General features: G+C 34.7%; 21 protein-coding genes, 3 pseudogenes and 1 other annotated feature (1 of these 25 cut by a window edge). Of the genes and pseudogenes, 4 read left to right on the top strand and 20 right to left on the bottom strand.

Annotation, left to right across the window (positions count from 1 at the left end; genetic code table 11):
- Positions 1–270: 270 nt before the first annotated feature.
- A complete protein-coding gene (locus ACM6UH_RS00535; RefSeq protein WP_047505194.1) occupies positions 271–1,674 on the top strand; it encodes an MDR family MFS transporter in 1,404 nt (467 codons plus the stop codon).
- 120 nt (positions 1,675–1,794) lie between these two features.
- Here the strand turns inward: ACM6UH_RS00535 and ACM6UH_RS00540 are convergent.
- Positions 1,795–2,991: pseudogene (locus ACM6UH_RS00540) on the bottom strand (amidohydrolase).
- A 152-nt stretch (positions 2,992–3,143) separates the two neighbouring features.
- Positions 3,144–4,325 (bottom strand): MFS transporter, encoded by a 1,182-nt coding sequence (locus tag ACM6UH_RS00545; RefSeq protein ID WP_069803631.1) that lies wholly within the window; start codon positions 4,323–4,325, stop codon positions 3,144–3,146.
- Positions 4,326–4,445: 120 nt separating this feature from the next.
- Here ACM6UH_RS00545 and ACM6UH_RS00550 point away from each other — a divergent pair, with 120 nt between their 5' ends.
- Positions 4,446–4,826, top strand: coding sequence for a winged helix-turn-helix transcriptional regulator (locus ACM6UH_RS00550; protein WP_002484325.1), 381 nt, complete (start codon positions 4,446–4,448; stop codon positions 4,824–4,826).
- A gap of 257 nt (positions 4,827–5,083) precedes the next feature.
- Positions 5,084–5,443, top strand: a complete 360-nt coding sequence (locus tag ACM6UH_RS00555) for a DUF1304 domain-containing protein (protein WP_047505185.1) — start codon at positions 5,084–5,086, stop codon at positions 5,441–5,443.
- A 123-nt stretch (positions 5,444–5,566) separates the two neighbouring features.
- On the opposite strand, the gene ACM6UH_RS00560 is transcribed toward ACM6UH_RS00555, so the two are convergent.
- The 4 genes and pseudogenes from ACM6UH_RS00560 to ACM6UH_RS00575 form a co-directional block, all read right to left on the bottom strand.
- Positions 5,567–6,922: a sugar porter family MFS transporter gene (locus ACM6UH_RS00560; RefSeq protein WP_047505182.1), complete on the bottom strand. Its 1,356-nt coding sequence runs from the start codon at positions 6,920–6,922 to the stop codon at positions 5,567–5,569.
- Positions 6,923–7,212: 290 nt separating this feature from the next.
- A pseudogene (locus ACM6UH_RS00565) lies at positions 7,213–8,237 on the bottom strand (NAD-dependent formate dehydrogenase).
- A 168-nt stretch (positions 8,238–8,405) separates the two neighbouring features.
- Positions 8,406–8,800 (bottom strand): annotated as a pseudogene (locus ACM6UH_RS00570) (DUF2294 domain-containing protein).
- Positions 8,801–8,838: 38 nt separating this feature from the next.
- Positions 8,839–9,459 (bottom strand): phosphatase PAP2 family protein, encoded by a 621-nt coding sequence (locus ACM6UH_RS00575; protein ID WP_047505180.1) that lies wholly within the window; start codon positions 9,457–9,459, stop codon positions 8,839–8,841.
- Positions 9,460–9,671: 212 nt separating this feature from the next.
- Here ACM6UH_RS00575 and ACM6UH_RS00580 point away from each other — a divergent pair, with 212 nt between their 5' ends.
- On the top strand, positions 9,672–10,277 hold the full coding sequence (locus ACM6UH_RS00580; protein ID WP_011303988.1) for a class I SAM-dependent methyltransferase: 606 nt from the start codon (positions 9,672–9,674) through the stop codon (positions 10,275–10,277).
- A 3-nt stretch (positions 10,278–10,280) separates the two neighbouring features.
- Here ACM6UH_RS00580 and add read toward each other — a convergent pair whose 3' ends face one another.
- The 14 genes from add to ACM6UH_RS00650 all read right to left on the bottom strand — a co-directional run bounded on the left by add (position 10,281) and on the right by ACM6UH_RS00650 (position 24,913).
- Positions 10,281–11,255, bottom strand: coding sequence for an adenosine deaminase (gene add / locus ACM6UH_RS00585; RefSeq protein ID WP_047505174.1), 975 nt, complete (start codon positions 11,253–11,255; stop codon positions 10,281–10,283).
- A gap of 425 nt (positions 11,256–11,680) precedes the next feature.
- The gene (locus ACM6UH_RS00590; RefSeq protein ID WP_241963191.1) at positions 11,681–11,908 is read right to left on the bottom strand and encodes a hypothetical protein; all 228 of its coding nucleotides are present in this window, start codon (positions 11,906–11,908) and stop codon (positions 11,681–11,683) included.
- A 71-nt stretch (positions 11,909–11,979) separates the two neighbouring features.
- Positions 11,980–12,594, bottom strand: a complete 615-nt coding sequence (gene cysC / locus ACM6UH_RS00595) for an adenylyl-sulfate kinase (protein WP_011303992.1) — start codon at positions 12,592–12,594, stop codon at positions 11,980–11,982.
- 18 nt (positions 12,595–12,612) lie between these two features.
- A complete protein-coding gene (gene sat, locus ACM6UH_RS00600; RefSeq protein ID WP_011303993.1) occupies positions 12,613–13,791 on the bottom strand; it encodes a sulfate adenylyltransferase in 1,179 nt (392 codons plus the stop codon).
- Between the two features lie 15 nt (positions 13,792–13,806).
- Positions 13,807–14,718 carry a sulfite exporter TauE/SafE family protein gene (locus ACM6UH_RS00605; RefSeq protein ID WP_047505171.1) on the bottom strand — a complete coding sequence of 304 codons (912 nt, stop codon included), beginning with the start codon at positions 14,716–14,718 and terminating at the stop codon, positions 13,807–13,809.
- A gap of 20 nt (positions 14,719–14,738) precedes the next feature.
- Positions 14,739–15,350: an NAD(P)-binding protein gene (locus tag ACM6UH_RS00610; RefSeq protein ID WP_047505168.1), complete on the bottom strand. Its 612-nt coding sequence runs from the start codon at positions 15,348–15,350 to the stop codon at positions 14,739–14,741.
- Positions 15,351–15,375: 25 nt separating this feature from the next.
- Positions 15,376–16,116, bottom strand: coding sequence for a sirohydrochlorin chelatase (locus ACM6UH_RS00615; protein WP_002484339.1), 741 nt, complete (start codon positions 16,114–16,116; stop codon positions 15,376–15,378).
- Positions 16,117–16,162: 46 nt separating this feature from the next.
- Complete coding sequence (gene cobA, locus ACM6UH_RS00620) at positions 16,163–16,936, bottom strand: uroporphyrinogen-III C-methyltransferase (RefSeq protein WP_011303997.1); 774 nt, start codon at positions 16,934–16,936, stop codon at positions 16,163–16,165.
- A 22-nt stretch (positions 16,937–16,958) separates the two neighbouring features.
- Complete coding sequence (locus ACM6UH_RS00625) at positions 16,959–18,668, bottom strand: NADPH-dependent assimilatory sulfite reductase hemoprotein subunit (protein WP_047505162.1); 1,710 nt, start codon at positions 18,666–18,668, stop codon at positions 16,959–16,961.
- A gap of 15 nt (positions 18,669–18,683) precedes the next feature.
- Positions 18,684–20,513 carry an assimilatory sulfite reductase (NADPH) flavoprotein subunit gene (locus tag ACM6UH_RS00630; protein ID WP_048787578.1) on the bottom strand — a complete coding sequence of 610 codons (1,830 nt, stop codon included), beginning with the start codon at positions 20,511–20,513 and terminating at the stop codon, positions 18,684–18,686.
- A gap of 178 nt (positions 20,514–20,691) precedes the next feature.
- The gene (locus ACM6UH_RS00635; RefSeq protein ID WP_002484343.1) at positions 20,692–21,420 is read right to left on the bottom strand and encodes a phosphoadenylyl-sulfate reductase; all 729 of its coding nucleotides are present in this window, start codon (positions 21,418–21,420) and stop codon (positions 20,692–20,694) included.
- A 439-nt stretch (positions 21,421–21,859) separates the two neighbouring features.
- On the bottom strand, positions 21,860–23,005 hold the full coding sequence (locus ACM6UH_RS00640; RefSeq protein WP_064205721.1) for a globin domain-containing protein: 1,146 nt from the start codon (positions 23,003–23,005) through the stop codon (positions 21,860–21,862).
- Positions 23,006–23,287: 282 nt separating this feature from the next.
- Entirely contained in the window at positions 23,288–24,043 is a 756-nt protein-coding gene (locus ACM6UH_RS00645; protein WP_047505150.1) for an HAD hydrolase family protein, read from the bottom strand.
- A gap of 21 nt (positions 24,044–24,064) precedes the next feature.
- Complete coding sequence (locus ACM6UH_RS00650; protein WP_011304002.1) at positions 24,065–24,913, bottom strand: ParB/RepB/Spo0J family partition protein; 849 nt, start codon at positions 24,911–24,913, stop codon at positions 24,065–24,067.
- Between the two features lie 182 nt (positions 24,914–25,095).
- Positions 25,096–25,390 (top strand) — a binding site (T-box leader); it runs 75 nt beyond the window's last position.

The raw sequence follows: 25,390 nt of genomic DNA on the forward strand, positions 1-25,390 counted from the left end.
ATAACTTTGACATTTGCCTCACATCTCATGTAGTATTTTTAACATACAGTTGTAAAATGTTATTGTGCATTTTCTAATCATTATTCACACAAATATCAATCATTACTTACCTAAAGAACTACCTTTTAAACCGCCTTTTTAAAAACTATTTCATTCCTGTCTCGTTCTGTTTGACTACAAATTTAATTTTTCCAGTTCAACTTTTAGATTTAAATTTTGTATAGTGCTATAATATAATACTGTTTAATTTTTATGAAAGAAGTGAGTTAATTGAGTGCAAGCGATACTTTCCATGTCGAAAAAAGAATCCCCTTATTTATCGTACTACTATCAGGGGCCTTTATTACTATTTTAAACCAAACGTTACTTGGTACGGCTTTACCGCCAATTATGAAAGATCTTCAAGTATCTGAAAGTACCGTACAATGGTTACAATCCATATTTATGTTAGTAAACGGAATAATGATTCCTATTACAGCATTTTTAATTGAACGTTATACATCGAGGCAGTTATTCTTAACTGCAATGAGTATTTTTGCTTTAGGTACATTGCTTTGTGCAGTGGGCGTAGATTTTTCAATGCTTCTGATTGGTCGTGTCCTACAAGCAGCAGGTGCTGGTATTATGATGCCACTTATGCAAACAATCTTATTCCTAACTTTCCCTAAAGAAAAACGTGGGACTGCTATGGGTCTCTTCGGACTCGTCATCGCATTTGCGCCAGCAATTGGACCAACATTATCAGGTGTTTTAGTTGAACATCTTACTTGGAGAAGTGTCTTCTACGTTGTGTTCCCTATCGCAATTATTATAATTATTGCTTCAATTTTCCTATTGAAAAACGTTACCGAAACATCACATCCAAAACTGGATATCACATCTGTAATTCTATCTACATTAGGTTTCGGTGGACTCCTTTACAGCTTTAGTTCAGTCGGCGAAGCTGGATGGGGCAGTGTTCAATTCATTGCACCACTCATCATTGGCATTGTTTCATTAGTTGTTTTCATTCGTCGTCAATTGAAACTAAAAGAACCTATGCTTGAGTTTAGAGTCTTTAGTTATAATATTTACACTTTAGGTACAGCATTAAGTATGTTTGTCTTTGGTGTATTAATCGCATCTAACATTATCTTGCCGTTATATATGCAGAATATGTTACAGTTCTCTGCTTTAGAGTCTGGTCTCGTATTATTGCCTGGCGCTATTATTATGGGTATCATGAACCCAATTACAGGTTATTTATTCGATAAGTTCGGAGGTAAATGGCTTGCACGTATTGGACTACTCATTTTAGTTCTATCCACATTACCATTTACAGTATTAACGGCGCACACGTCGTTTACTTATCTTGCTACATCGAATGCCGTTCGTATGGTGTCGCTCGCTATGGTAATGATGCCGATGACAACTTTAGCAATCAATCAATTGCCAAATCACCTTATCGCACATGGTACTGCAATGAACAATACATTTAGACAAATGGCTGGGGCAATTGGTACAGCATTATTTATTACATTGATGTCTGTTTCATCAAACCCTAGTGATGGTATTGAAGGTATCATCCATGGCGTTAACGTTACATTTATGGTTGCAGCAGCAATTTCATTTGTAGCATTGATATTATCAGCCAAATTATCTGATGATAGCAAACCTTCACGCAGAACAATGTAGTCTATGTGTTAGGTTAATGGTTATTAAATAATTAAAAAAAGCACTTACGATGTATTCTATCATGCATTTCGTAAGTGCTTTTTTTTATCTCAATTCTTATTCACTGATTATTTATTAAAATCAATCAGTAGCTGTCAGTCTATTAATTGCTATTTCCCCAAGCGATTTGGCAGCTACAATTAATGCATCCTCATTCACTTCAAATTTAGGATGATGGTTCATATATGGTGACGCCAACTGTTCTGGTTTACAACCCACAATATAGAAGGTACCCGGAATCTCTTTTAAATAATATGCAAAGTCCTCAGATCCTGATACAGCAGGTATTTCTACAAGCTGTTCAAAATAATCGCCTTTACTTGCAGATAATATATCAACAACATGATTGGTTTGTGTTGGATGATTATAAAGTACAGGATATCCAAATTGGTAATCCAAATCATATGTGATATCAAATCCGACAGCGACACTTTGAGCAACTTTCTCAATTTCTTCATACATAAATTGTTCTAAATCATCATTTTGATAACGTGCAGTCCCTTTAATTGTAACTTTATCTTGAATGACATTCGCACCACCTGGCGCTTCAAAAGCTCCTACCGTTATGACTCCCATTTCTGATGGATCAATACGTCTTGATACGATTGTTTGAAGCGTATTTACAAAGTTTGTTCCCGCAACTAATGCATCATGTGTCTTGTGCGGGCTAGCAGCATGACCACCCAATCCTTTGATTGTTAGTGTGAAAGTGGAACTACCCGCAAATGCATTGCCTTTATTGAAACCAATCACTTCTGGTCCTGCCACGGGCACAACATGAATACCATAAATTTCATCCACATCATTGAGTGCACCAGATGCCATGATTTGTTGCGCCCCTCCTGGAGGCATTTCCTCTGCATGTTAGTGAATGATTTTGATTGTGCCTGAAAGTTGGTCTTTGATGTCAATCAGCGCATCCGCTAATCCTAATAAATAGGCAGTATGTGCGTCATGTCCACATGCGTGCATCACGCCTTGGTTTAACGATTTGAATGGGACGTCCGCTTCTTCTTCAATTGGTAACGCATCAAAATCAGCACGCAACCCAATTGTCTTACCCGGATATCGGCCTGTTATCTCAACAATAATTGCATTACTACCCTCAACGGGTTGTGTTATTGTGACATCTTTATTTTTGTAAAAATCTTGAATATAAGCAGCGGTTTCCGTTTCTTGAAAAGATAATTCTGGATGTTGATGTAAATAACGACGATGCTGCACCATTTCCTCTTTTTTTGCTTCTAATTTTTCAAATAAACTTTCTTTTACATTCATAAACATTCACTTCTCTCAATTAAATTTAAAACATATCACTCTACAACAATTTTAAATTTAATAGTAAATTAATTCAAATATAAATTTAAATTTTAAAAACTTTACATTTTTTATGAATATTTTTCAAAATGAATTATCAATGCATCTTAGCATTACGCTATATTCAATTCTGTTGATTTTTCATTTTTATAAACCATATACATCATTGCACTCGCAATCAATACCATCGCGAAACCAAAATAAGGCGTCATAGTAATTGAAAAATGATTAAGTACGTAACCACCAATGACAGAACCCAAAGTAATACCTATATTAAATGATGCAATATTTAAACTAGACGCAAAATTCGTAGTCGCTTTATTTTTACGTTCTGCAAAAAGTACAACGATTAACTGCAGACCTGGTACATTCATAAAAGCAAACAGTCCCATAATTAAAATAGCGATTGTACCTAAAATTTGATGTGATACCGTCACACCAACAATTAACAATACAATGGCTTGAATTAAAAATATACCGATTAACACTTGCCTTGGACGGTTATTCGTTAATTTACCACCAAGCGTATTACCAATGGCTACCATCACACCATAAATCACTAACAATATAACAACTGCATCATCACTATAATGTAAAGTATCAGTCAGTAGTGTTGTTAAGTAAGTGTACACAACAAAAGTGCCACCATAACCAAGTGCAGTGATTAAATATACCATCATCAATGATTTATTTTTAAAAACGGTTAACTGTTCTAACATAGATGCTTGTTCGTATTCATTTAAATCGTTCGGTACAGATATGATATTAATTACTAAACTTAAAAAGCCAATAATCGCAATTGTTATAAATGAAGCTTCCCAACCAAATTGTTGACCTATCCAAGTTCCAAGTGGCACACCTGTGATTGTCGCAACCGTTAAACCTGTAAACATCATGGCAATGGCACTTGAACGTTTATCAGGTGACACTAGATCACTAGCAATGGCTGTAGCGATAGACATAAAGACACCATGCATTAATGCCGAAAGGACGCGCATAGCAAGTAACATACTGAATGTCGTTGAAAATGCTGCTAATGTATTAGCGATAATAAAAATCAGCATGATCCCTATCAGCAAATGCTTACGTTTTATTTTATTTGTCATTGGCGTTAACAATGGCGCACCAATCGTTACACCAACGGCATAAAGTGAAACCGTTAATCCTGCTAGTGAAATCGTCGTATTAAATGAATCTTTGATTAATGGTAATAAACCTACACTTATAAATTCAGTCATGCCTATAGCAAATGCAGACATGGCTAATGCTAAGATTGCAAATTTATTTTTTCTCATAATTTTTTCGCTCCTTATTTTTTGTTGATTGTGTTACTATAATTCACACATATAAAAATAGGAAGTACGCACTTTAAAGTACTATAGGTACTTTTTAGTGTCTATAAAGGAGCTAATGAAATGAGTAAAACATATAATATTGGTGTCGAAGCGACAATAGATGTTATTGGAGGCAAATGGAAACCGGTCATGCTCTGCCATTTACAAAATAATGGCCGCATGCGTACGTCTGCATTAAAACGTGCCATACCAACAATCACTCAAAAGATGCTCACACAACAATTACGAGAACTAGAAAAAGATGGCATTATTAATCGCATCGTTTACGATCAAGTGCCTCCAAAAGTTGAATACGAACTTTCAGAATACGGTCAAACACTGGGTAAAATTCTTTCATCACTTTGCTATTGGGGAGAATTTCATGTAGAAAAAATGTATAAGCAAGGCGAATCCGTTACTTTAAATCAACAAGACTTTGTAGATATTCCTCGTCCTAGCTAATGATTTATTAAGCTATGGTAAAAATCGAAAACTTTTATTAATTATTTAAATTACATTATTATCCGTCTAATTTTTAGTTATTAAAAGCTATAAAAATACTCCCGTTCAAGTTGTCATTTTTAAATGTTTACTTTAAACGGGAGCATTGCTTTTATTTAGTATAACTTTATTCTTTTCTGTGTTTCTTTTATTTAACGCTTTCTATATAATCATGAAGACAGTGCATTTTCAATTTAATACACAAAGGAGTTATCCATATGAGTACCTTGTCTTTCATATTAACTTTATTCGTTGCTATAGAATTTTTATACATTCTCGTTTTGCAAACCTTTTTAACAACTTCGAAAAAAACGAGTCAACTTTTCAAAATCGAACAGCAAGTGTTTCAACAAGACAAATTAAAAACGCTTATGAAAAACCAAGGTGTTTATAATGGTCTTTTAGGAATATTATTGTTATATGGTTTATTTTTTTCTGACCACCCCAGAGAGCTTATTATTAGCATATTGATTTATATGATCCTTGTAGCATTATATGGTGCAATCACAAGTCAAAAAACCATCCTGCTTAAGCAAGGCGGTCTCCCTATACTAGCACTTATCTCGTTTATTTTTTAAATTTATTTCTTATACCGTAGCTATTAGCTAGTTGTCTTGAGCCATATCTAATCTATAGACAAATAATGTTCCAACAAATAAGCCCAGCAACGATTGCGTGTTGTTGGGCTTGTTTCATGATACTTATTTAATTTTTGCTAGATCCACACCCGTGGTTCTTTCTCTTAAGTCATATTCAATCTCTTCTAAACTACGACCTCGTGTTTCTGGTAAGTATTTAATTACAAAATACATTGCCAAGATGCCGATAAATGCAAATATTAAGAATACCCATTCTGTACTTAGGGCACTATTCAATACTGGGAATAATTGTGCCACAATCAGCGTTCCAAAATTCAATACGAGTGTTGCTAAACCAGTAGCAGCACCACGTGCACGCATTGGGAACATTTCTGGTAACATAACCCAAAGAATAGGTCCCCATGTTAAGCCAAAGAACACAATAAATAGTGATAAACATACGATAATAATAACGGCCGAAGATTCAATACCTATCGTCCAAATCAGGATAGCCATTACAAGGAGTGACATGACCATACCGATGTTTCCTGTGATAAGTAGCTTTTTACGATCAATTTTATCTGCAATAAATACTGCGACAATCGTCACAAGTACATTAATCGTACCTATACCCACAGTACCTAGAATAGATGTCGCTTCACCTAGACCCGCTTTACTAAAAATAGTTGGCGCATAAAATATAATCGCATTAATGCCGATGATTTGTTGGAACAGTGCAAATACACAACCAATCACTAACGTAGGTCTTAACCAAGGTGATTTTAAGATAGACCACGTTGATTCTGAAATGGCTGCAATTTCTTTCATTTCTTTAATTTCTGTATTTATTTCTTTGTCGTCATTAAACGTAATTTTCATAACGTCACGCGCAGCTTTTTCACTTTTATGCTCTAGCAACCATCTAGGACTCTCAGGCATAAATGCAATACCAATTAATAGAATAACGGATGGTACGACAGCTAATCCGAGCATCCAACGCCATCCTTCCATATCTGCAAAAGCATAATTCACTAAATATGCTGCTAAAATACCTATTGTAATCATTAATTGGTTCAATGACCCTAGCGAGCCACGATAAGCCGTAGGTGCCATTTCGGATAAGTAAACCGGAACAGTTGCCATGGAGCCACCGACTGCTAAACCTATAACCAATCTACCGACTACAAGCATCGGCATATTTTGTGCAACGGCCAATATTAATGAACCGACAATATAAACAATGGCTATAATTAATACTAAACGTCTTCTACCAATCCTATCAGACAGCGGTCCACTCCCACCTGAACCAATAATAGCACCAACAAGCATGGATGCTACAACTAAGCCTTCTGTAAAACTATTCAATGGAATATCATCATTGATAAAAAGCAATGCCCCTGAAATAACCCCATTATCATAACCATATAACAAACCACCAAGTGCCCCTAATATGAAAATCAAACTCTTATTTACTTTCAAATTTAACATCCCCTTTAAAATTAATTACAGTATATTCCTATTATGTAAGCGTTTCAAATATTAAATTAATTTCTCTTAAAATTTTTTGAAATAAATATATTTTAAATCTACGTTATATTATTATTTGATAAGTAATTTTACTGTCTAAGTTATATAAATTAACTTTTCTAACACGCTTAAACTCTACAACTTCTTTCACACCATTTAAAAAACCCTTGAAATTGAAGTTTGAAATTCAACTTTAAGGATTCACTAGATATTATCTTAGCAGTTTTGTTTTATTTTTATTTTTATTTTGCTGTATAGCTTTTACTTGAAATTTTACCAGCGTCCACAATAATATCTTTGTTTTGGAAAGGTTCGTTATTGAAAAAACGCGTTAAGATATCTTTGACGCCTTCTTCAATACGCGCTTGTGCTTCTAAGGTCATACCTGAATAATGTACTGTCATACCATTTCTAGGCATCGTTCTCCATGGGTGATCTGCTGGTGCTGGTTGTGGATACCAAACATCACCTGCGTAACCTTGAATATGTTTCGCATTTAAGAGTTCCACTAAATCGTTTGTATTTACAATTTTACCACGTGCAGTATTTATTAAATAGCTGCCAACTTTCATACGGCTTAACACATCATAATCAAATAAGTTATCTGTTTCAGGTGTTAAAGGCGCATGGATTGTAACCGCATCACTTGTTGATACTAATTCATCAAAATTAACAAAAGTAGAATGCTCATTATCTTTTTGATTGATTGGGTCATAGTGTTGGATTGTTACATTAAATGGTGCCAATCTTTCGGCTACAAGTTGGCCAATTCTACCGAAACCAAAGATACCAATTGTTTTATTTTGTAATTCATGCACATGGTTACCAACTTTTGATAAGTTCCATTCGCCATCTTTAGCTTGTCTATGACCTTCTTCGTAATTTCTCAATAAGATGAGTAAATCCATAACTGCGTGTTCTGCAACACTGATCGTATTACTACCAGTGACTTCTACAACACCAATATTGTGTTCACTTGCCGCTTGTAAATCGACGTGGTCTGAACCTACCCCAGCAGTGATTACTAATTTTAAATTAGGTGCTTTTTCAATACGTTCTTTCGTCATATATGCTGAATAAAATGGCGCACTAATAACGATATCCATATCTGCTAAATGTTTATCTAAATCAGCTTCATTGTCTGTTAATATAACGAATTCGTGCCCTTTTTCTTCTAAAAATGGTTTCAAACAATTGCTCTTTCAGTATTTAATAATTGATTATCTTCGCCTGCTACGGATTCTGGGAATAATGCTACGATTTTCATGCTTATCTCTCCTAATAATTTATTTTTAAAACTGTGCAATGTTACTGAACTTATGTGCATCTTCGAAGCAAAAAAATACTCGATACGATTTGCACATACCACCTCCTTGAATGAATCATTCAAAACGTAGTTAGCAAATAGCACCGAGTACCTTACACCATTCCGTATTTATTCAATTGATTTATCGAATACAAATATTGATACAACCTCATCATCGGCTAAATCAATATCTGTAAATAATTTAACAAATTTAGCTCCAACGAGCGTTTCCAATTTCATCTAATTTAATATCGCTGTATAACTGTTTTATCTTTTCAGTGCGGTTATAGTGAAGCATGACTTCATTTTGTTTATCGCCTAAATAAAACTGTTCAACTTTACTTAACGCGTCCGTCATATAGGCAATAGCCCAGTTTCCATTTAAACGAAACTTGTACTTTCTCAGGCCCTTTACCTACATGTTGTTTACGATAAGAACGAATTAAATTTGAAAATTGTTGTTCTTTTTTATGTGATTCTATTTGACTCACCTTCTTCACAAAGTAATGAGTTATAGCTTTCATTTACTTATATTTCTATTATATATCAAGCAATTTAAAATTCAAGTGTTATTACTTTTTTTAAAAATCACACTAAAAATACCTTTAGTTTCAAATTCAATATATAGTGTTTGTATTAATATATACAATACACATAAACTAGCTATCGTATCTGTGAAATAATGTGCTTGTAAATAAATTCTAGATATCATAATCGATAAGATTAATATCGCGCCTATAAAGATGACAGCCTTATGTTTCGCTAATAATACAATCAAACTAACTAAGATACATACACTTAAAACATGCATACTAGGAAAACTATAACCGTCGATGATCGCACTCGGTCTTGGACGTTGGATAGCATATTTTAAAAATGTTCCAATAGCAAAGACACTAAAACACCAAAATCCATACCAAACACATTTAAATCTATCATAAATCAGTAAACCTAGTAATATGATTAACACCATACATAAACAGGCAATAGGTGAAAATACTGTTGAAATCATTGTTAAATATTGAACGATTATCTCTGAAGACATCGTACGATGTAGTAATTGATATATGCTAGCATCCATATTTTCCGTTAAGTTAAACGCAATGCATATAATTAGCATAATGAGACACAGACTGCCTACCGTCATTTTTAAATAATTATTCACGTTGACTATTCCTTCCATAACGCATTCTTCTATATAATAAGTAAACCAAGTATTTTCAATTTACTCAATCCTACTTTAGGCTTATAAATATTAATATGATAAAATCATAATATTTATAATGTATATGATTTTGAATAAAACGATTTGTATCCTTGCATGGTCTTATGCTAAAATCAATTAAAGACTTAAAGTATCTACAATAACTATTATAATACTAAAGGAGTTTTACCTTGAATAAAGACCAGTTTGAACAAATGGCCCACAAGTATGACCACCCTGACAGAATTCACCTAGCACAAATCATTGCTCAAGCAACAAATCAATTGCTCAATCATACAACTTACCATTCGTTATTAGATTATGGTGGTGGCACTGGACTCGTAACATTAAATATAGATCATCACTTTGAACAAGTCACACTTATGGATGCCTCAACTCAAATGGTAAATATTTTTGATGAAAAAATATCAGCATTAGAAAAGACTTCTATTCAAACACTTGTCGGCGATATTTTGGCTGATGATCATCCATTAAACCAATCAACCTATGATGTCATTTTCTTATCTTTAGTCTTACTTCATAGTGGTGACTATAAAGCTTTATTGCATAAACTTTACACGCACCTCAATCCAGGAGGCATGCTGATTTTAGTTGATTTTGATAAAAATGAAAATGTTCAGCATCCAAAAGTTTACAATGGCTTTAAGCAATCTGATATTCTAGAAACCTTTGCTCAAATAGGGTTATCACAAACACAGGCTCATACATTTTATGCTGGTGATCATCTTTTTATGAATCAACATGCTAGTATATTTATTGCTTCGGGTTTTAAATAATTTTTACATTTTTAAGTGTAACTGCTTTCTCTCTTCGTCACTTAAAAATGCATAGTCTACTGCTCTTTCATTAATATATTTGACTTGTTCTAATGTCATCATTTCATTTTCTATAAGTAAAGTATATTCTTCATTTAATGATGTCTGTGTAACGGTTCTATTATCTGTATTAATTAAAAAAGGTATATCTTGTTCTAGCAAATAAGGTAAATTTAATGCTTCTAACCCTGTAATGGCCTTGGTTTGAATATTACTTTTTGGACACATCTCTAAGAGTACGTCATTTTCTTTAACAAACTGCAATGATTGTTTATCTTGATTTATAGCAACACCATGTCCAATACGTTTCGAGCCTAATTTAATACCTTCTATCACATTATGCATACAACCGCACTCTCCAGCGTGTAACGTAAGATTGAAACCTTTATCTAAGCCATATTTTATTGTATCTTCAATCGCTTCAGTAGGAAATCCTACTTCAGGACCTGCAAAGTCAATGCCACAAATTGCTTCATGATGATGTTGATGAATAAAATCAAAAAGTGCTTGGTTTTGTTCAGTATGATGTTGTCGCATCGCACATACTAACAAATTAACGCCTATCCCTAATGTATTAACCGCTTCATTAACACCTAACTCTACTGCTTCCAACACCTCTGTCATCGTTAACCCTTGATCCATATGAAATAATGGTGCGAAACGAATTTCAATATATTTCACATTATCGTTATATGCTTGCTTGGCAACATCTACAACCGCACGTTTCAAACTATCTTTTGTCTGAAGTACTTTTAATATTTCATCGAAACACTGTAAATAGTCATCTAAACTATCACACTGACTACTGACAAATAATTTTGATTCATCTAAGTTAACACCTTGTTCATCTGCAAGTTGTCTAATCAATTCTACACTTGTTGAACCGTCTAGGTGACAATGTAATTCAACCTTGGCAATTTCTTCTATGGACTTATTCATGCTTAGAACCTACCTCTACCTACATTTGATTATGTTTAAAATTTATCTATTTACTATATCATGATGCATTTAACTTTGCTACGACTCAAATTACATGTCGACATAACGTTGAGCCATCATTTTTAATCAACTCATTTTAAATTAAGTATAACCAAAAAGCAGTGTCTGATGATGTATAGTCATATAAATACAATGTATTTTGGGCGAGACGCTTGAAGGAACAGGACAAGCTAAAGACCTCAGACTGAAGCTGGATCCTTAGAAAGTGAGCCAACCATACGAAAAATTAAATAAAGAAGAAGCGCTCAGATCCATTGAATTAAATCACCTGAGCGCTTCTTTTTCTGGGGTTGATGTATCACTTCCCCATTATTATACAATAAACATTATCTACATAGCTTGATAACATTGATTAAAAATAGACATCATATTTCACCTAAGTAACCTAATATGACTAGTGAAATACCTAAACCAACAAAACTCATAATGAGTAGCGTGACAACAATTTTCAATTCAGTCAAAAAATATTTTCTATCTTGTCCTTTATTTACAAGCCAAACACCTAAAACCACGACGAGTACAAAAATTATAATCAAACAATATGCAATTATATTTAAAATGCCCATATCAATGCCCCTTTGCGTACGATTCACATGTTGACCTTCTGTATGCATCAGTTATTTCGCACATCTCTATCACGTTCTCCCAAACATCAATGCTTAACCTATACTGGTTTCACATCAAGATAGTCATGTACTTTTAAATAGTCAATAATTTGATTAACAGCTGTTTCAATACTGTCTTGCTCTGTATCTATAATAATTTCTGGATTATTGGGCTCTTCATAAGGCGCATTGATTCCAGTAAATCCTTTAATTTCTCCGTTTCTTGCTTTTTGATACAATCCTTTAGGATCTCTAGATTCACACGTTTCTATACTACAAGACGTGTATATTTCGATAAATTCTTTGTCGTCTAATAAGTTTCGTACTTCATCTCGGTCAGCTTGATAGGGCGATATAAACGCTGTAATCGTAATTAATCCTGCATCGACCATGAGTTTACTTACTTCGCCAATACGACGTATATTCTCTTTTCGATCTTCCGGACTAAAGCCAAGATTGTTATTTAAGCCATGTCTGACATTATCTCCATCTAGTCGGTACGTATGTACTTGTTGTTGATATAATGCTTTTTCTAATGCTACTGATATCGTAGATTTACCAGAACCTGATAAACCCGTAAACCAGATGACAACACTGCGATGTTGATTACGTTGTTGTCTTTCTACTTTCGTAACTGCTGATTCATGCCATGTAATATGATTTGAAGTGGCCATGTTCAAACTCCTTTGATCTTATTTTTCTTGTAATCCTTTGATAAGTACATCCGCTACCTCTGGTCTTGAAAAAGCTTTCGGCAAGGACTCTCCGTTTTTTAATTTTTCACGAACTTTCGTGCCACTCAAATGTAAATGTTCTGAAGCATCGTGTGGACATGTTTTGGCTGTTGCCATATTTTCACAAACATTGCAGTAAAAAGCATGTTCAAATTTCAAAATTTGTATGCCCAATTCATCTTCATATTGTGCGATGAGTGTTTGCGCATCGTAAGTTCCATAATAATCACCGACACCCGCGTGATCACGTCCTACAATAAAATGCGTGCAACCATAATTTTTTCGTACTGTGGCATGTAATATCGCTTCACGTGGACCTGCATAACGCATCGCAGCTGGATAAATAACTAATCTCGTTCTATTTTCCGGGTAATAATTTTTTAATATCACTTCATAACTTTCCATGCGAACGGCTGCAGGAATATCATCTGATTTTGTTTCACCTACTAAAGGATTCAGTAATAAACCATCTACAGATTCTAAAGCTGCTTTTTGAATATATTCATGTGCACGGTGTACAGGATTACGCGTTTGAAACCCAACAACCGTTTTCCAATTTAAGTCATAAAACAATTGTCTCGTCTCAGATGGGTCCAAATGATAATCGACAAATTCATCATGTTTCGGTCGATCTACTAGGTGAATGGGTCCAGCAAGATAGACACTGCCTTTTTCATATACCTTCAATACACCTGGATGTTCAATATCCGTAGTACCATAAACGAATGCTGCTTCTTTCTCCTTGTCATAGGTATATTTTTCCTCAAGTTCAAGCACACCATATAAATGATTATCTTCACCATATAACGCAATGCTTTCACCGATTTCAAGCTCATTTGCTTTATCTTCCGTAACCGGCAACGTAATCGGTATACTCCACACTAGACCGTTTTTCAAATGGAGATTTTCAACGACTTCATTATAATCCGCTTCATTCATAAAACCTGTAAGGGGACTAAAACCACCAATGCCAATCAGTTCTAAATCTGATAAACTCCAAGGGTTCAGTGTAATGGCTGGCATGGAATGCGATACTTCCAACATTGTTTCCTTCAGCTCAGCGTTAACTTCTCTATTAATTAATGTACCACCATGTGGTTGAATCGTATTTTCAATAATCTCTTTTGTTAATGCCATATTGATTCACTCCTTTTAATCTATCTCATTTGCGTTAACATTCACTTTCTTTTTAGAAAAATCTATGGGTAGCTTTTTATTTTGATATAAAGCGAAAATAATTAAGCCTATCCAAAGCAGTATGACTGCAATTTTTATCACTATGGAAGTTGTTGCATTTAATTGAAAAACACTAATTAGTGAACTGCTATTTGTAAAAATAATCATCCCACCGACACAGACTGCTAATATATTCATCGGCAAAATTTTAACTAACCATGCTGCAAAAGGTGCAGCAATCAAACCACCAATACTTAGCGCAATCACTAACCCCCAGTTAATCTGGCTCCATCCCAAGAAGATAATGAAACTGATGGATGCTGAAATAGTGACAAAAAATTCACTTGCAGATACTGTACCTATGGCATATCTCGGTTCTAGCTTTTTCTGTGCTAATAATAAAGGTGTGTTGACTGGGCCCCAGCCGCCACCACCAATGGCATCTAAAAATCCTGCAACTGCGCCTTGCGGAATCATGGCATAACGTCCGATCGTCGAAGGATCTTTAACAACTGTTTGATGACGTTTATATAAAAATTGATATAAAATATATATGCCCATTGTTAATAGAAATATTGCTATAAAAGGTTTAATCAAGTCACTATGTATATGACTTAAAAACGCTGCGCCAATAAATGATGTAATCGCACCTGGTATTGCTAACTTAATCATGGTAGGTTTATGTACATTTTCAAATTTCAGATGTGAGGTACCAGAAGCAGCCGTTGTTGCAATTTCTGAAAAATGTATTGTCGCGGATGCAATTGCTGGTGCGATACCAAATGTGAGTAATATTGATGATGATGAAGCACCAAAGCCCATGCCTAGTGATCCATCAATGAGTTGAGCGAGGAATCCTGCAAGTGCAAAGATAAATAATTTATGCATTTGTCGTGCCCCTTCCGACTTTAGTTTAGTGATTCAAGTTTCTTTATCATTTTGATTTGTTTATTTTTATCTCTATAGGATGGATCTAACACATGTTTCAAAAAATCTTGTTTTTCTTGCGTCGTTAAATTACTTCGTTTGATATGCTGTCTGCATTCATATAAAAAATCCACATACGCTTCATAACTGAGATCGAAACGTGCTTTAAACTCTTCTAAAATTTGTGCAGTGAGCGTTGGGCTTGCACCATTCGTAGAAATACTCAGCGTTAATCGCCCTCTTCTTAATATGCTTGGAAATACAACATCACCAGTATGTGCTTTAGACGTCATGTTTAGTAATGCGTGTTGCGGTTTAGAAGCAGCGATTTGTTGATTTACGCGGTTATCATTCGTGGCAGCAATGATTAAATCTGCTTCCGCGATATCATTTACTTCAAATGCTTTAGCACACCAACTCATCTCACCCTGTTCGTAGCGGTGATATAGTGCAACTGTAAGTGAAGGACTAATAACTTTAATATGGGTTGTATAGTTAACTAATGTGGCAATACGGCGTTCAGCAACCTGTCCACCGCCCACAATCACGACGCGTTTATTAGAAATATCTATCATAAGTGGTATGAATGGCATACCATCACTTCCTTGTTAAAATGAATTACTGTGTCACATATTCAAAAGTCTCTTCAACACGTGCTTTCAATGCATCTTGTAAATGTTGATGTTTACCCAATCGTTTACACAATATAATCTCTTTATCATTTTGATATTCTGTAACCGTATCAATGATTTGTTGATCTAAAATACCTGTAAACCATAAATAAGGCACAATATATATTTGGGAACATTCCGTTTGTACTGCGCTGTGTAGTGCATCTTTGAATGCAGGCTTACAAGCTGCTAAGTAGCAAGTCTCGATATCTTCAATTTCAGTTTGTTCATACAACTGTGTCTTGATCGTAGAAATGTCTATTTGTGTTTGGGGATTATAGCTGCCTCTACCGATAATGAGCACTTTTGCATCCGAATTAGGCGTCACGCCAGATTCTTCAATTCTCTGCTTTAATATCTCAGTCAGTCTCGGTTGTACGCCTAACGGTCTGCCATAGGACACATGTACATTAGGGTATCTTTGCTGACTATGTTCAATTTCTGCTGGAATATCTTTGTAGTAATGCCCTGCACTTAATAACAACACTGGCACAACTGAAATCTCTGTCGCACCTTTATCTACTAGACGCTGAAATCCTTGTGCCAAATTCGGACTGGTTAATTCTAAAAAACATGTTTCCTGTAATGGCACATTGACCTGCGCTTTGACTAAATCAATAAAGTCTGTCGCTTCGTTCACTGCATCTGGAACCCTACTACCATGACTCACATATAAGACACCTCGCATAGTTACCCCTCCTTATTTATAGCGATAAACTCACCTATTTTACTTTCTATTGATATGTTAATTTCGCTACTGCTGATTCAACAGGCATTTCTTCAAACCAACTAATACGTTCTCTTAGTTTGACTACTTCTCCGACAACAATCATCGCTGGATTTTCAATATCCTTTGCTACTTCGACAATATTTGATAATGTACCTACCACAGTTTTTTGAAATTCAGATGTTCCCAGATGAACTAAAGCGACAGGTGTCTCAGATGAACGACCATGTTTCATCAATAATTCACTAATTTCAGGTAATTTTTTAACACCCATATAAATACATAGCGTTTCCGGCCCAAGTGCAAGATGTTTCCAGTAACTTTCTTTATCTATATTTTTATTAATCACACCTGTTACAAATGCAACAGATGAACTATAGTCACGATGTGTTACTGGAATACCTGCATATGCTGGTGCTGCAACACCTGAAGTGATGCCAGGAACGATTTCGAATGGTATATGATGTTCGGCTAATATCTCTGCTTCTTCTCCACCTCTACCAAAGATAAATGGATCTCCACCCTTTAATCTTGTGATGGTTTGTCCTTTCTTTGCTAGATTGACGAGTAATTTATTCGTATCTTCTTGTGGTAATGAATGACGATTCGGATCTTTCCCACAATACATAAATTTCGCTGAAGGCGATGCATGATTTAACAACGCCTTGTTCACCAATCGGTCATACAAGATGACATCTGCTTGTTCAATTGCTTTTAACCCTTTAACTGTAATTAGATCAGGGTCTCCAGGCCCTGCGCCTACTAAAAATACTTTCCCCATCCTGTCACCACTTTCTCAATTTTTAACTATGGAATGTTTGCCCATCTCTGACTTCTTCAACGATGCCAGCACGTACAACGAAATCACCAAAATGTTCGCCTTCTGTTCTTTCTTTTGCATACTGTAATAAAATAGGTCTTAAACTTTCTAAAATTTCTGCTTCACCGATATTTTCTTTGTAGATTTTGTTTAATCTATCACCTATAAAGCCACCGCCTAAATACATATTGTATTTACCTGGACCTTTTCCAATAAATGCAACTTCTGCTAACGCTGGTCTTGCACAGCCATTTGGACAACCTGTCATTCTAATCGTAATTTCTTCTTCTTTTAGACCTGCTTCATCAAGTAAATCTTCAATCTTCGTAATCAACGATGGTAAATATCTCTCTGACTCTGCCATCGCCAGTCCACATGTTGGGAAAGCAACACAAGCCATAGAATTACGTCTTAAACCTGTATAATGTTGACCATCTGTAATACCAAAATCTGTGATAATTTTTTCAATTTCATTCTTTTTATGTGCAGCTACATTCGCAATCACAAGGTTTTGATTCGGTGTTAACCTAAAATCACCTGTGTGAACTTCTGCAATCGTTCTTAATGCCGTTTTTAATTTATAATCTTCCGTATCTTTTACACGTCCGTTTTGAACAAAGAGTGTATAGTGCCATTTACCACTACCTTCAGTCCACCCATAGCGATCACCATTATGTTCAAAATGATAAGGACGCTTGTTTTCTAATTGCCAACCTAAGCGATTGTTGATTTCATTTCTAATCCAATCAACGCCAAGTCTATCTACTGTATATTTAAAGCGTGCATTCGTACGTTCTTCACGATTACCATAATCTCTTTGAACCGTTAAAATCTTTTCACATACATCGACGACTTCTTCCTTAGGAATGTAACCAATCAATCTGCCAACTTGTGGATAGGTTGCTGTATTACCATGTTTCATACCCATACCGCCACCTACAGCGACATTAAAGCCAACAAGTTGTTCATTTTCTAAAATAGCGATTAATCCAATATCTTGAGAATAAACATCTATATCATTAGATGGGGGTACTGCGATACCAATCTTAAATTTACGAGGAAGATATGTTTTGCCATAAATTGGCTCTGGTTCTTCATCGCTAGTATCTAAGACTTTTTCTCCGTCTAACCAAATCTCATGATAGGCTTGTGTTTTCGGCGATAAATGTCTACTAATATCACTGGCAATTTGATTAATTTCACTGTGCACATCCGATTGATATGGATTAGGGTTACACATAACGTTACGATTCACATCACCACAAGCCGCAAGTGTATCTAATAAGGACTGGTTAATATCTTTCATCGTTTGTTTTAAATTGCGTTTTAAAATACCGTGAAATTGAAATGCCTGTCTTGTAGTTAGTTTGATTGTGCCGTTCGCATATGTATTAGCAATATCGTCCATCGCTATCCATTGCTCTGCTGTTGATGCACCTCCTGGCGCACGCACTCTAATCATGAAGCTATACGCAGGTTCTAGCTTTTGTCTTCTACGTTCATCACGTATATCTCTATCATCTTGCATGTAACTACCATGGAATTTTAAAAGTTTCGTATCTTCTTCTGCGATAGCGCCTGTTACTCTATCTGCCAAACCTTGAACAATCGATCCTCGAAGATAATCACTATGTGCTTTGATACGTTCCATTTCATCCAGTTTGTCTGAAAAATTGACTTTTGTTTCAGCCATGTAATCATTCCTTTCTTAGTAAACATCTCTTTGGTAACGTTTTTCTTGTTTCATTTGAGTAAGATAGGCTTCTGCATCTGCTTCTGACATGTCACCTTCTTGCTCTATAACACTACGAATGGTGTCATGTACATCTTTTGCCATGTGTTTTTCATCACCGCAAACATATATTGCTGCACCATCTTGTAGCCATTGATAAAATAGCTCACTTTGTTGGGCAATACGATGCTGAACATAAATTTTTTCTTCTGTATCTCGTGAAAAAGCGAGATCCAGTTTAGCTAATGTTTCATCTTTCAGCCATGCCTGCCATTCTGTTTGATATAAAAAGTCTGTAGTAAAATATTGTTCTCCGAAAAACAACCACGTATTGCCAGATAACCCAAGCTCTTCACGTTCTTGCATATAAGCTCTAAATGGTGCTACGCCTGTGCCTGGCCCTATCATAATGACTGGCGTTTCTTCATCAAATGGAAACTTAAAGTTTGGATTTTTTTTAAGGTAAATCGGTAATGTGTCTCCAGGTTGAATCCGTTCTGCTAGTTGGACAGAGCACACACCTTTACGCGTGCGTTCGTGCGCTTCATATCGAACGGCGCCAACGGTTATATGCACTTCATCTGGTGTGGCCTCATAACTACTAGCGATAGAATATTCTCTTGCTGGCAATTTCCTTAGTAATTTATAAAATGTTTCTGGCTTCAGTTCTGAAGTTGGAAATTCTATTAATAAATCTATGACATCGCGACCATCAACATATTGTTGTATCCATTCTGCATTGTCTATTTGACTAAGTAACTCCGTATTGCCAAATAACTCCGCTGCTTTTTGAAGTAATGGTTTCGTCAGCTTAGTAATCTCAAAGTGTTCAGTTAACGCTTTTTCCAATGGCAATGTATCGCCATCATCATTGATTGGAATTTCAATATCTTTATCCCAACCCAGTGTCTCAATCAGTAGTGTCACAATTTCTGGTTCATTTTGAGGTAAGACTACCACGCAGTCTCCAGGTTCAAATGATTCACCGTAATTATCTAATAGCAATTCAACATGTCTAACTTCTTTGTTAGAACCTCGACCATTCAGATTGATATTCTCTAACACTTCAGCTTTGTAAGGATTCGATTTTGAGTAACGTTTTTCTTTGGCAGATTGTACTGTTTCAGTAGAAGTCACCGTTGAACCATGACCTGTAGATTGATTTAGAATTTCAATATTCTTATTCATCCACTTTTCAGCTAAATCATCAAAATCTAAATCACAATCTTGTCTATCCGTAAGGCGTTCAGCACCTAATTCTAATAATTTTGCATCGAAGTCTTTACCTGTTTGGCAGAAATACTCGTATGACTCGTCTCCTAATGCAAGCACGGAGAACCTTACATTTTCTAATTTTGGTGCCTTACGACTATGTATAAATTCATGAAATGTAAGTGCATTGTCTGGCGGATCACCTTCACCGTGCGTGGCAGTAATGACAAATAAATCCTCCACTTTTTTAAATTCCTTTTGTTTAATTTCATCCATTGCCGTTAACTTAACAGTGTAATTATGTTCGACCAGTCGATCTGCAAATATTTCAGCTAAACTTTGTGCATTACCTGTTTCTGAACCATAAACTACGGTAATGTGACGATCGTTGTTTGTTTGGCTTTCGGATTCATTATTTAAAACATATTCTGCCACCTGTTGTGGCGCCTCAGTTGTTTGTGCTACAGCCCCTTGTTGCGCTGTAAGGTAACCGGTTAACCATATTTGCTGTTCAGCAGTTAACGTCTGAAAAATTTGATTTAACTGTGCTGCTTGTTCTTGGTCAAAAGGACTATTTGATACTGATAAATTCACAATGCATTCACCCCGATATTTATTTGATAAATTATAATTATTGTCTAAATAGGTTTAATCAATTTCATTTCTTGCCATATCAACGATATAGCAATCGAATTTTATATCTTCTACAACATTCATTATATTTCCGATACGAATACTAGGTTATTAGTGTAAAAAAAAGAATCTACTTAATTTATGGTTTATTCGTCGTATGTAGACCACATTCCGTCTTAGTAGAATTCGTCCATCTACCTGCTCTTGAATCACCATTACCAGAAACGGCCTCAGTACATGGAATACAACCAATACTTGGAAAATTGAAATCATGTAGTTCGTTATAATGTAAATCATGCGCTTTAATATAATCCCACACATCATCCCAAGTCCAATGAATCAGAGGACACACTTTTACTGATTTGAATCGTTCATCTTTATTAATAAAATTAGTTGCCTGTCGACTCGGTGATTGTTCTCTTCTTAAACCTGAAACCCAAGCTGTCGCCCCAGATAGCACTTCTTCAAGCGGTTTAATTTTACGAATATAACAACATTGATTTGGATCTTGTTTCCATAAAGCTGGCGCAACTTGATCCGCTTGTTCTTCTAAAGTAAGACTCGGTTGTTTAAGCTTAATGTTTAATTCCGGATAACGTGCTTTAACACGGTCTATCAAATCGTATGTCTCTTGAAAGTGGAGATTCGTATCTAAAAATACAATTTCCGCATCTTTCTTCACACTAGAAATTAAATCAATTAAAATCATGCCTTCTGCACCGAAACTACATGAATAAATAATAGAATCACCATATACATCGTAAGCCCATCTAATCACTTCACGTGCACCTTTAGTTTCATCAGTGATATCCAGTGTTTCAAAAGCGTGTGGATTGAAATCATCATACGTAATTTTTGTTTCTGACATTAACGGGTCCACCCCTTTTCTTCTAATGTACGCTTACTTAAATTCAAGTTATACTTCGTTTTTTGAATTATTTGAAAATAATTATGCTACACACTTTACTCATTGAAATTTTTTATGTCAAGTTTGTGTTTATTAAAATAATTATATTAATTTTTTGACAAAATACACCATTGAAACCGCTTTAAAAAGCGAAGTTAAAACGTTTTATAATAATTATTTTCACACAATAGTCATAATAATCTAGTTACTTTCAAATCGCCCTAAAGCCTATGGTTATCATGTTTTAAATTTTTTTAAAAATTTTTTAAATTTTAATAATAATTCTAATCTAGAAACAAAAAGCGCAGGTATATAACATCAAATATTTAATTTGATGTTATATACCTGCGTTGCAAAAATGATTAAATCTCTAATACCTTAAATCTTTAATCCTTTTATATTATACTGAAAAACTGAGTCTTGGTATAAATGTTTCAAAATGAACATGATTCATAGAAATACCTAATGTTTGTAATTCAGCAATCATTGCTTTTAAGAATGAGTTACCGCCACACACATAGATCTCCGTCTCATTGTCCACATATTGACGCAGTTGTTCTGATTCGATAAAACCATCTTCATCACGAAAATGAATATCAAACTGGGCATGGTCTGATTGATTTGCAATTGTAGTTAATTTTTCTTCAAAAGCAACATTTTGTGCGTTAGATGTTGATTGTAAGAAAATAGCTGGTGTACCTATGTTAACGGCTTCATTAAACATTGAGACAAGCGGTGTAACCCCTACACCTGAACCCAAAAATAATTGTTTGTTTTCTATATTTTCTAATTTAAATCCACCTACTGGTGCAGATATATTTAAAATGGCACCTTCAGTTACTTCATCGTGTAACACAGTAGAAACTTCACCTTCGTGCGTTTCAGTAACATCTCTTCTTACACCAAATGTTAAGTAACTTTCATCTCCATCAACTATGGAATAGTGTCTTTTTGCACGATAAGGTAATTTTTCACTAGAAATATCTACAGTTATATATTGTCCTGGTATAAATTGACTTAAATCAATGCGATTTGATGTGACAGTAAATGATTTAATAAGTTCTGTCTCCTCAGTGATATTTGTAACTTCAAATGGTTTAAAACCTTCCCATGCCATTTGTTTATAAATATCTTTTTCTAAGCCAATAAAGGCATCAGCGATAGCTCCATAAGCTTTTATCCATGTTTGAATAATAGGATCATTATTTTCTAAACCTGTCACTTCTTGGATTGCCCAAATTAAATTTTCTCCAACAATATCATAATGTTCCGGTTGCACTTGTAAAGCACAATGTTTATAAACTACAGGCATTATTGCTGGTACGATAGGTGTTAAATCTTCAATGTTTTCCGCTGCTGCCAGTACTGCCATAGCAAGTGCTGATGATTGCAGTCCCTTTTTTTGATTTGTTTGGTTAAATACATTTTTTAATTCTGGATGCACTTCAAATAACCTTTTATAGAAAATTTTCGTAATAGTTTGTCCTTTTTCTTTAAGTAATGGCACTGTATCTCTAATTGTTTGAATTTCTCTTTCTGTTAACATATTATACCTCCTAATTACTTCTCACCACTATTATTGTACGAAATAATATAACTTACAATCATTAACAATTAATTCAAACATTTTCTAAATGCATAGTTCACAAAATGTTAACTAATTAAAAAAAGTATAAATTCAAATTCTTTGGTATGTATTGATTTGCTCACATTTTATAAATTGAAATCGTATATTGTATGATCTAAAACTTTAATCCACTATGATTAGTCAACTAAAACCACGCTAAAAAGTCTGTACTTCACTACTTTTTAGCGTGGTTTTTTATTCTTATTTTTCACTTAAGTATAAATCTTCTATGACTGTTGCTACGGATTCAGCATTATTTTGAATATACACATCATAAGCCTCAGAGCAGCCTGATGTGCCAGTCACATAAAAAGATTGTTGGGCATGGTTTAATAATTGCGTATCGTTCACATCATTTCCAAAAGCAATATAGTTTTGTGCACCAATCATGTACTTTAAGGTAGAGTGCTTATTAATGTTTATGGCTGTAATATCTATGCTATGATCCACTTCGTGTATATGGATTGATAATACATCCTCGTAACTTTGAAACCATTGTTTAAGTGCTTTAAATGTTTTTTCCTCAGTCGCGAATAGAATCACCTTAATTGGATGTTGAATATGAGCAACCTTCACATTCTTTGCTAAACCATCTGGATCTAATTGTCTATAAATTGGATGGCTTTCACTTACGTTAGCAGCATAGTCAAAATCTCCATCGATAATATATTTTAAATCATAATCGCTGATTAACTTCACAATCTTTTCAAATAAATCATTCGGGATATAAGCCATGGTTTGAATTTCTCCAACTTTTGAAATAATAGAGCCATTTCCACCAATGAGCCAATGATTACTGTAATCTCTAACAACTGGTAACAAATCACGTATAGGTCGTGCTGACGCAAATATGATATCGTGTTGCCGATTCAATTGCTGTATCACTTGATTTAACCGTGATTCTATAAATTTGCCATTAAAACAAATCGTGCCATCTATATCAAAAACAAATATCATAGTCATACCTCTTTTAAATTTTTATTCATCATGCTGATATTTAGCATTTAACTGATGAATTAATCGTTTAAATTCATCCTCTGATTTAAATTCAAACGTAATTTGGCCTTTTTTATTTTTAGTGGAAATAGCTACATTTGCACCATATTGCGCTTTAAGTTGACGTTCTTGTTGTCTAATAAACTTTGGTTTTGTTGCCTTTTGTGTAGCCTCTACTTTATCTTTATTATCACTATAATGTGTAGTGACATAATGTTCTAATTCTCTTACACTCCATGCCTCACGGGAAGCTTGTTTGGCAATTTGTTGCATTTTTTGTTTGTCCTTAACACTTAATAATGTGCGGCCATGAGCGCTTGATAACGCACCATCTCTCACCATATTTGAAACAGTCTGTGGCAAGTTTAATAAACGCAACATATTCGCAATGTAAGGTCTAGATTTACTTAGACGTTGCGCAACATCTTGCTGCGTTAAATTTAAGTCATCCATCAATTTACGATAACTTTCCGCTTCTTCAATTGCATTTAAATCCTCACGCTGTAAATTTTCAATGATTGCAAGTTCCATCATATCTTCATCCGTAAGTGATTTAACAATCGCAGGTATTTCAGTCAATCCCGCAATTGTTGCAGCACGAAATCGCCTTTCGCCGACAACGATATGATAGCCAGAAATCGTTTTTCTCAAAACGATGGGTTGTAATATGCCGTGAAGTTTAATTGATTTGGCAAGATCATTTAATCGTTCCTCATCAAATGTTTTACGTGGTTGATATGGATTTGCCTTAACAGTAGTCATAGCTATTTTTTGAATATTTTCGTTATCTTCTATGGTTAATTGCTCATCTTGATGATTTTCGATTGTCAAACACCTACTTTCTATTTTCTCTAGCTCGTTTAATTTGATTTATTATTAGATGTGCCTATTATATCATCACTCATCTACCAAAGAATATAGGACAAATAATTAGTTTAATCGAAATTTTCAGATAAGTTGTTGACAAAAGTAATTTTAATGTGTAATCTTGGGTATATCAAATTCGAAATAATAGAAACACAGTAACAAGGAAAGTAGAACTTACACTGCTGACACAGAGAGTCTTCGTAACGCTGAAAGAAGATACAGAAAGAAAGTTTGAAAATGGCCTTTGAGTGTTGATGCCAATATGAGGTATCAACGGGCGCGCCCGTTATAGCGCTACAGTATTAACATTTTGTTAAATGGCGTACTGGATTATTCCACACGTTATCTTCTCGTTAATACTCATTTTATTTATAGAATGGGTTTTTTATTTACGAAAAATGATAACACGATTCAGTCAACGTTACATATACAACAATTTAG

Source organism: Staphylococcus sp. LKG4-2, from assembly GCF_050955665.1.
GTDB classification, from domain to species: Bacteria; Bacillota; Bacilli; order Staphylococcales; family Staphylococcaceae; genus Staphylococcus; species Staphylococcus saprophyticus.

Coding starts and splice junctions, on each gene's coding strand:
- ACM6UH_RS00610 (WP_047505168.1), bottom strand. CDS start 15,350: ATGCCATTCATACCACTTATGATAGATATTTCTAATAAACGCGTCGTG.
- ACM6UH_RS00605 (WP_047505171.1), bottom strand. CDS start 14,718: ATGCATAAATTATTTATCTTTGCACTTGCAGGATTCCTCGCTCAACTC.
- ACM6UH_RS00625 (WP_047505162.1), bottom strand. CDS start 18,668: ATGGCTGAAACAAAAGTCAATTTTTCAGACAAACTGGATGAAATGGAA.
- cysC (WP_011303992.1), bottom strand. CDS start 12,594: ATGGCCACTTCAAATCATATTACATGGCATGAATCAGCAGTTACGAAA.
- sat (WP_011303993.1), bottom strand. CDS start 13,791: ATGGCATTAACAAAAGAGATTATTGAAAATACGATTCAACCACATGGT.
- ACM6UH_RS00550 (WP_002484325.1), top strand. CDS start 4,446: ATGAGTAAAACATATAATATTGGTGTCGAAGCGACAATAGATGTTATT.
- ACM6UH_RS00640 (WP_064205721.1), bottom strand. CDS start 23,005: ATGTTAACAGAAAGAGAAATTCAAACAATTAGAGATACAGTGCCATTA.
- add (WP_047505174.1), bottom strand. CDS start 11,255: ATGAATAAGTCCATAGAAGAAATTGCCAAGGTTGAATTACATTGTCAC.
- ACM6UH_RS00615 (WP_002484339.1), bottom strand. CDS start 16,116: ATGCGAGGTGTCTTATATGTGAGTCATGGTAGTAGGGTTCCAGATGCA.
- ACM6UH_RS00545 (WP_069803631.1), bottom strand. CDS start 4,325: ATGAGAAAAAATAAATTTGCAATCTTAGCATTAGCCATGTCTGCATTT.
- ACM6UH_RS00555 (WP_047505185.1), top strand. CDS start 5,084: ATGAGTACCTTGTCTTTCATATTAACTTTATTCGTTGCTATAGAATTT.
- ACM6UH_RS00645 (WP_047505150.1), bottom strand. CDS start 24,043: ATGATATTTGTTTTTGATATAGATGGCACGATTTGTTTTAATGGCAAA.
- ACM6UH_RS00635 (WP_002484343.1), bottom strand. CDS start 21,420: ATGTCAGAAACAAAAATTACGTATGATGATTTCAATCCACACGCTTTT.
- ACM6UH_RS00575 (WP_047505180.1), bottom strand. CDS start 9,459: ATGGAAGGAATAGTCAACGTGAATAATTATTTAAAAATGACGGTAGGC.
- cobA (WP_011303997.1), bottom strand. CDS start 16,936: ATGGGGAAAGTATTTTTAGTAGGCGCAGGGCCTGGAGACCCTGATCTA.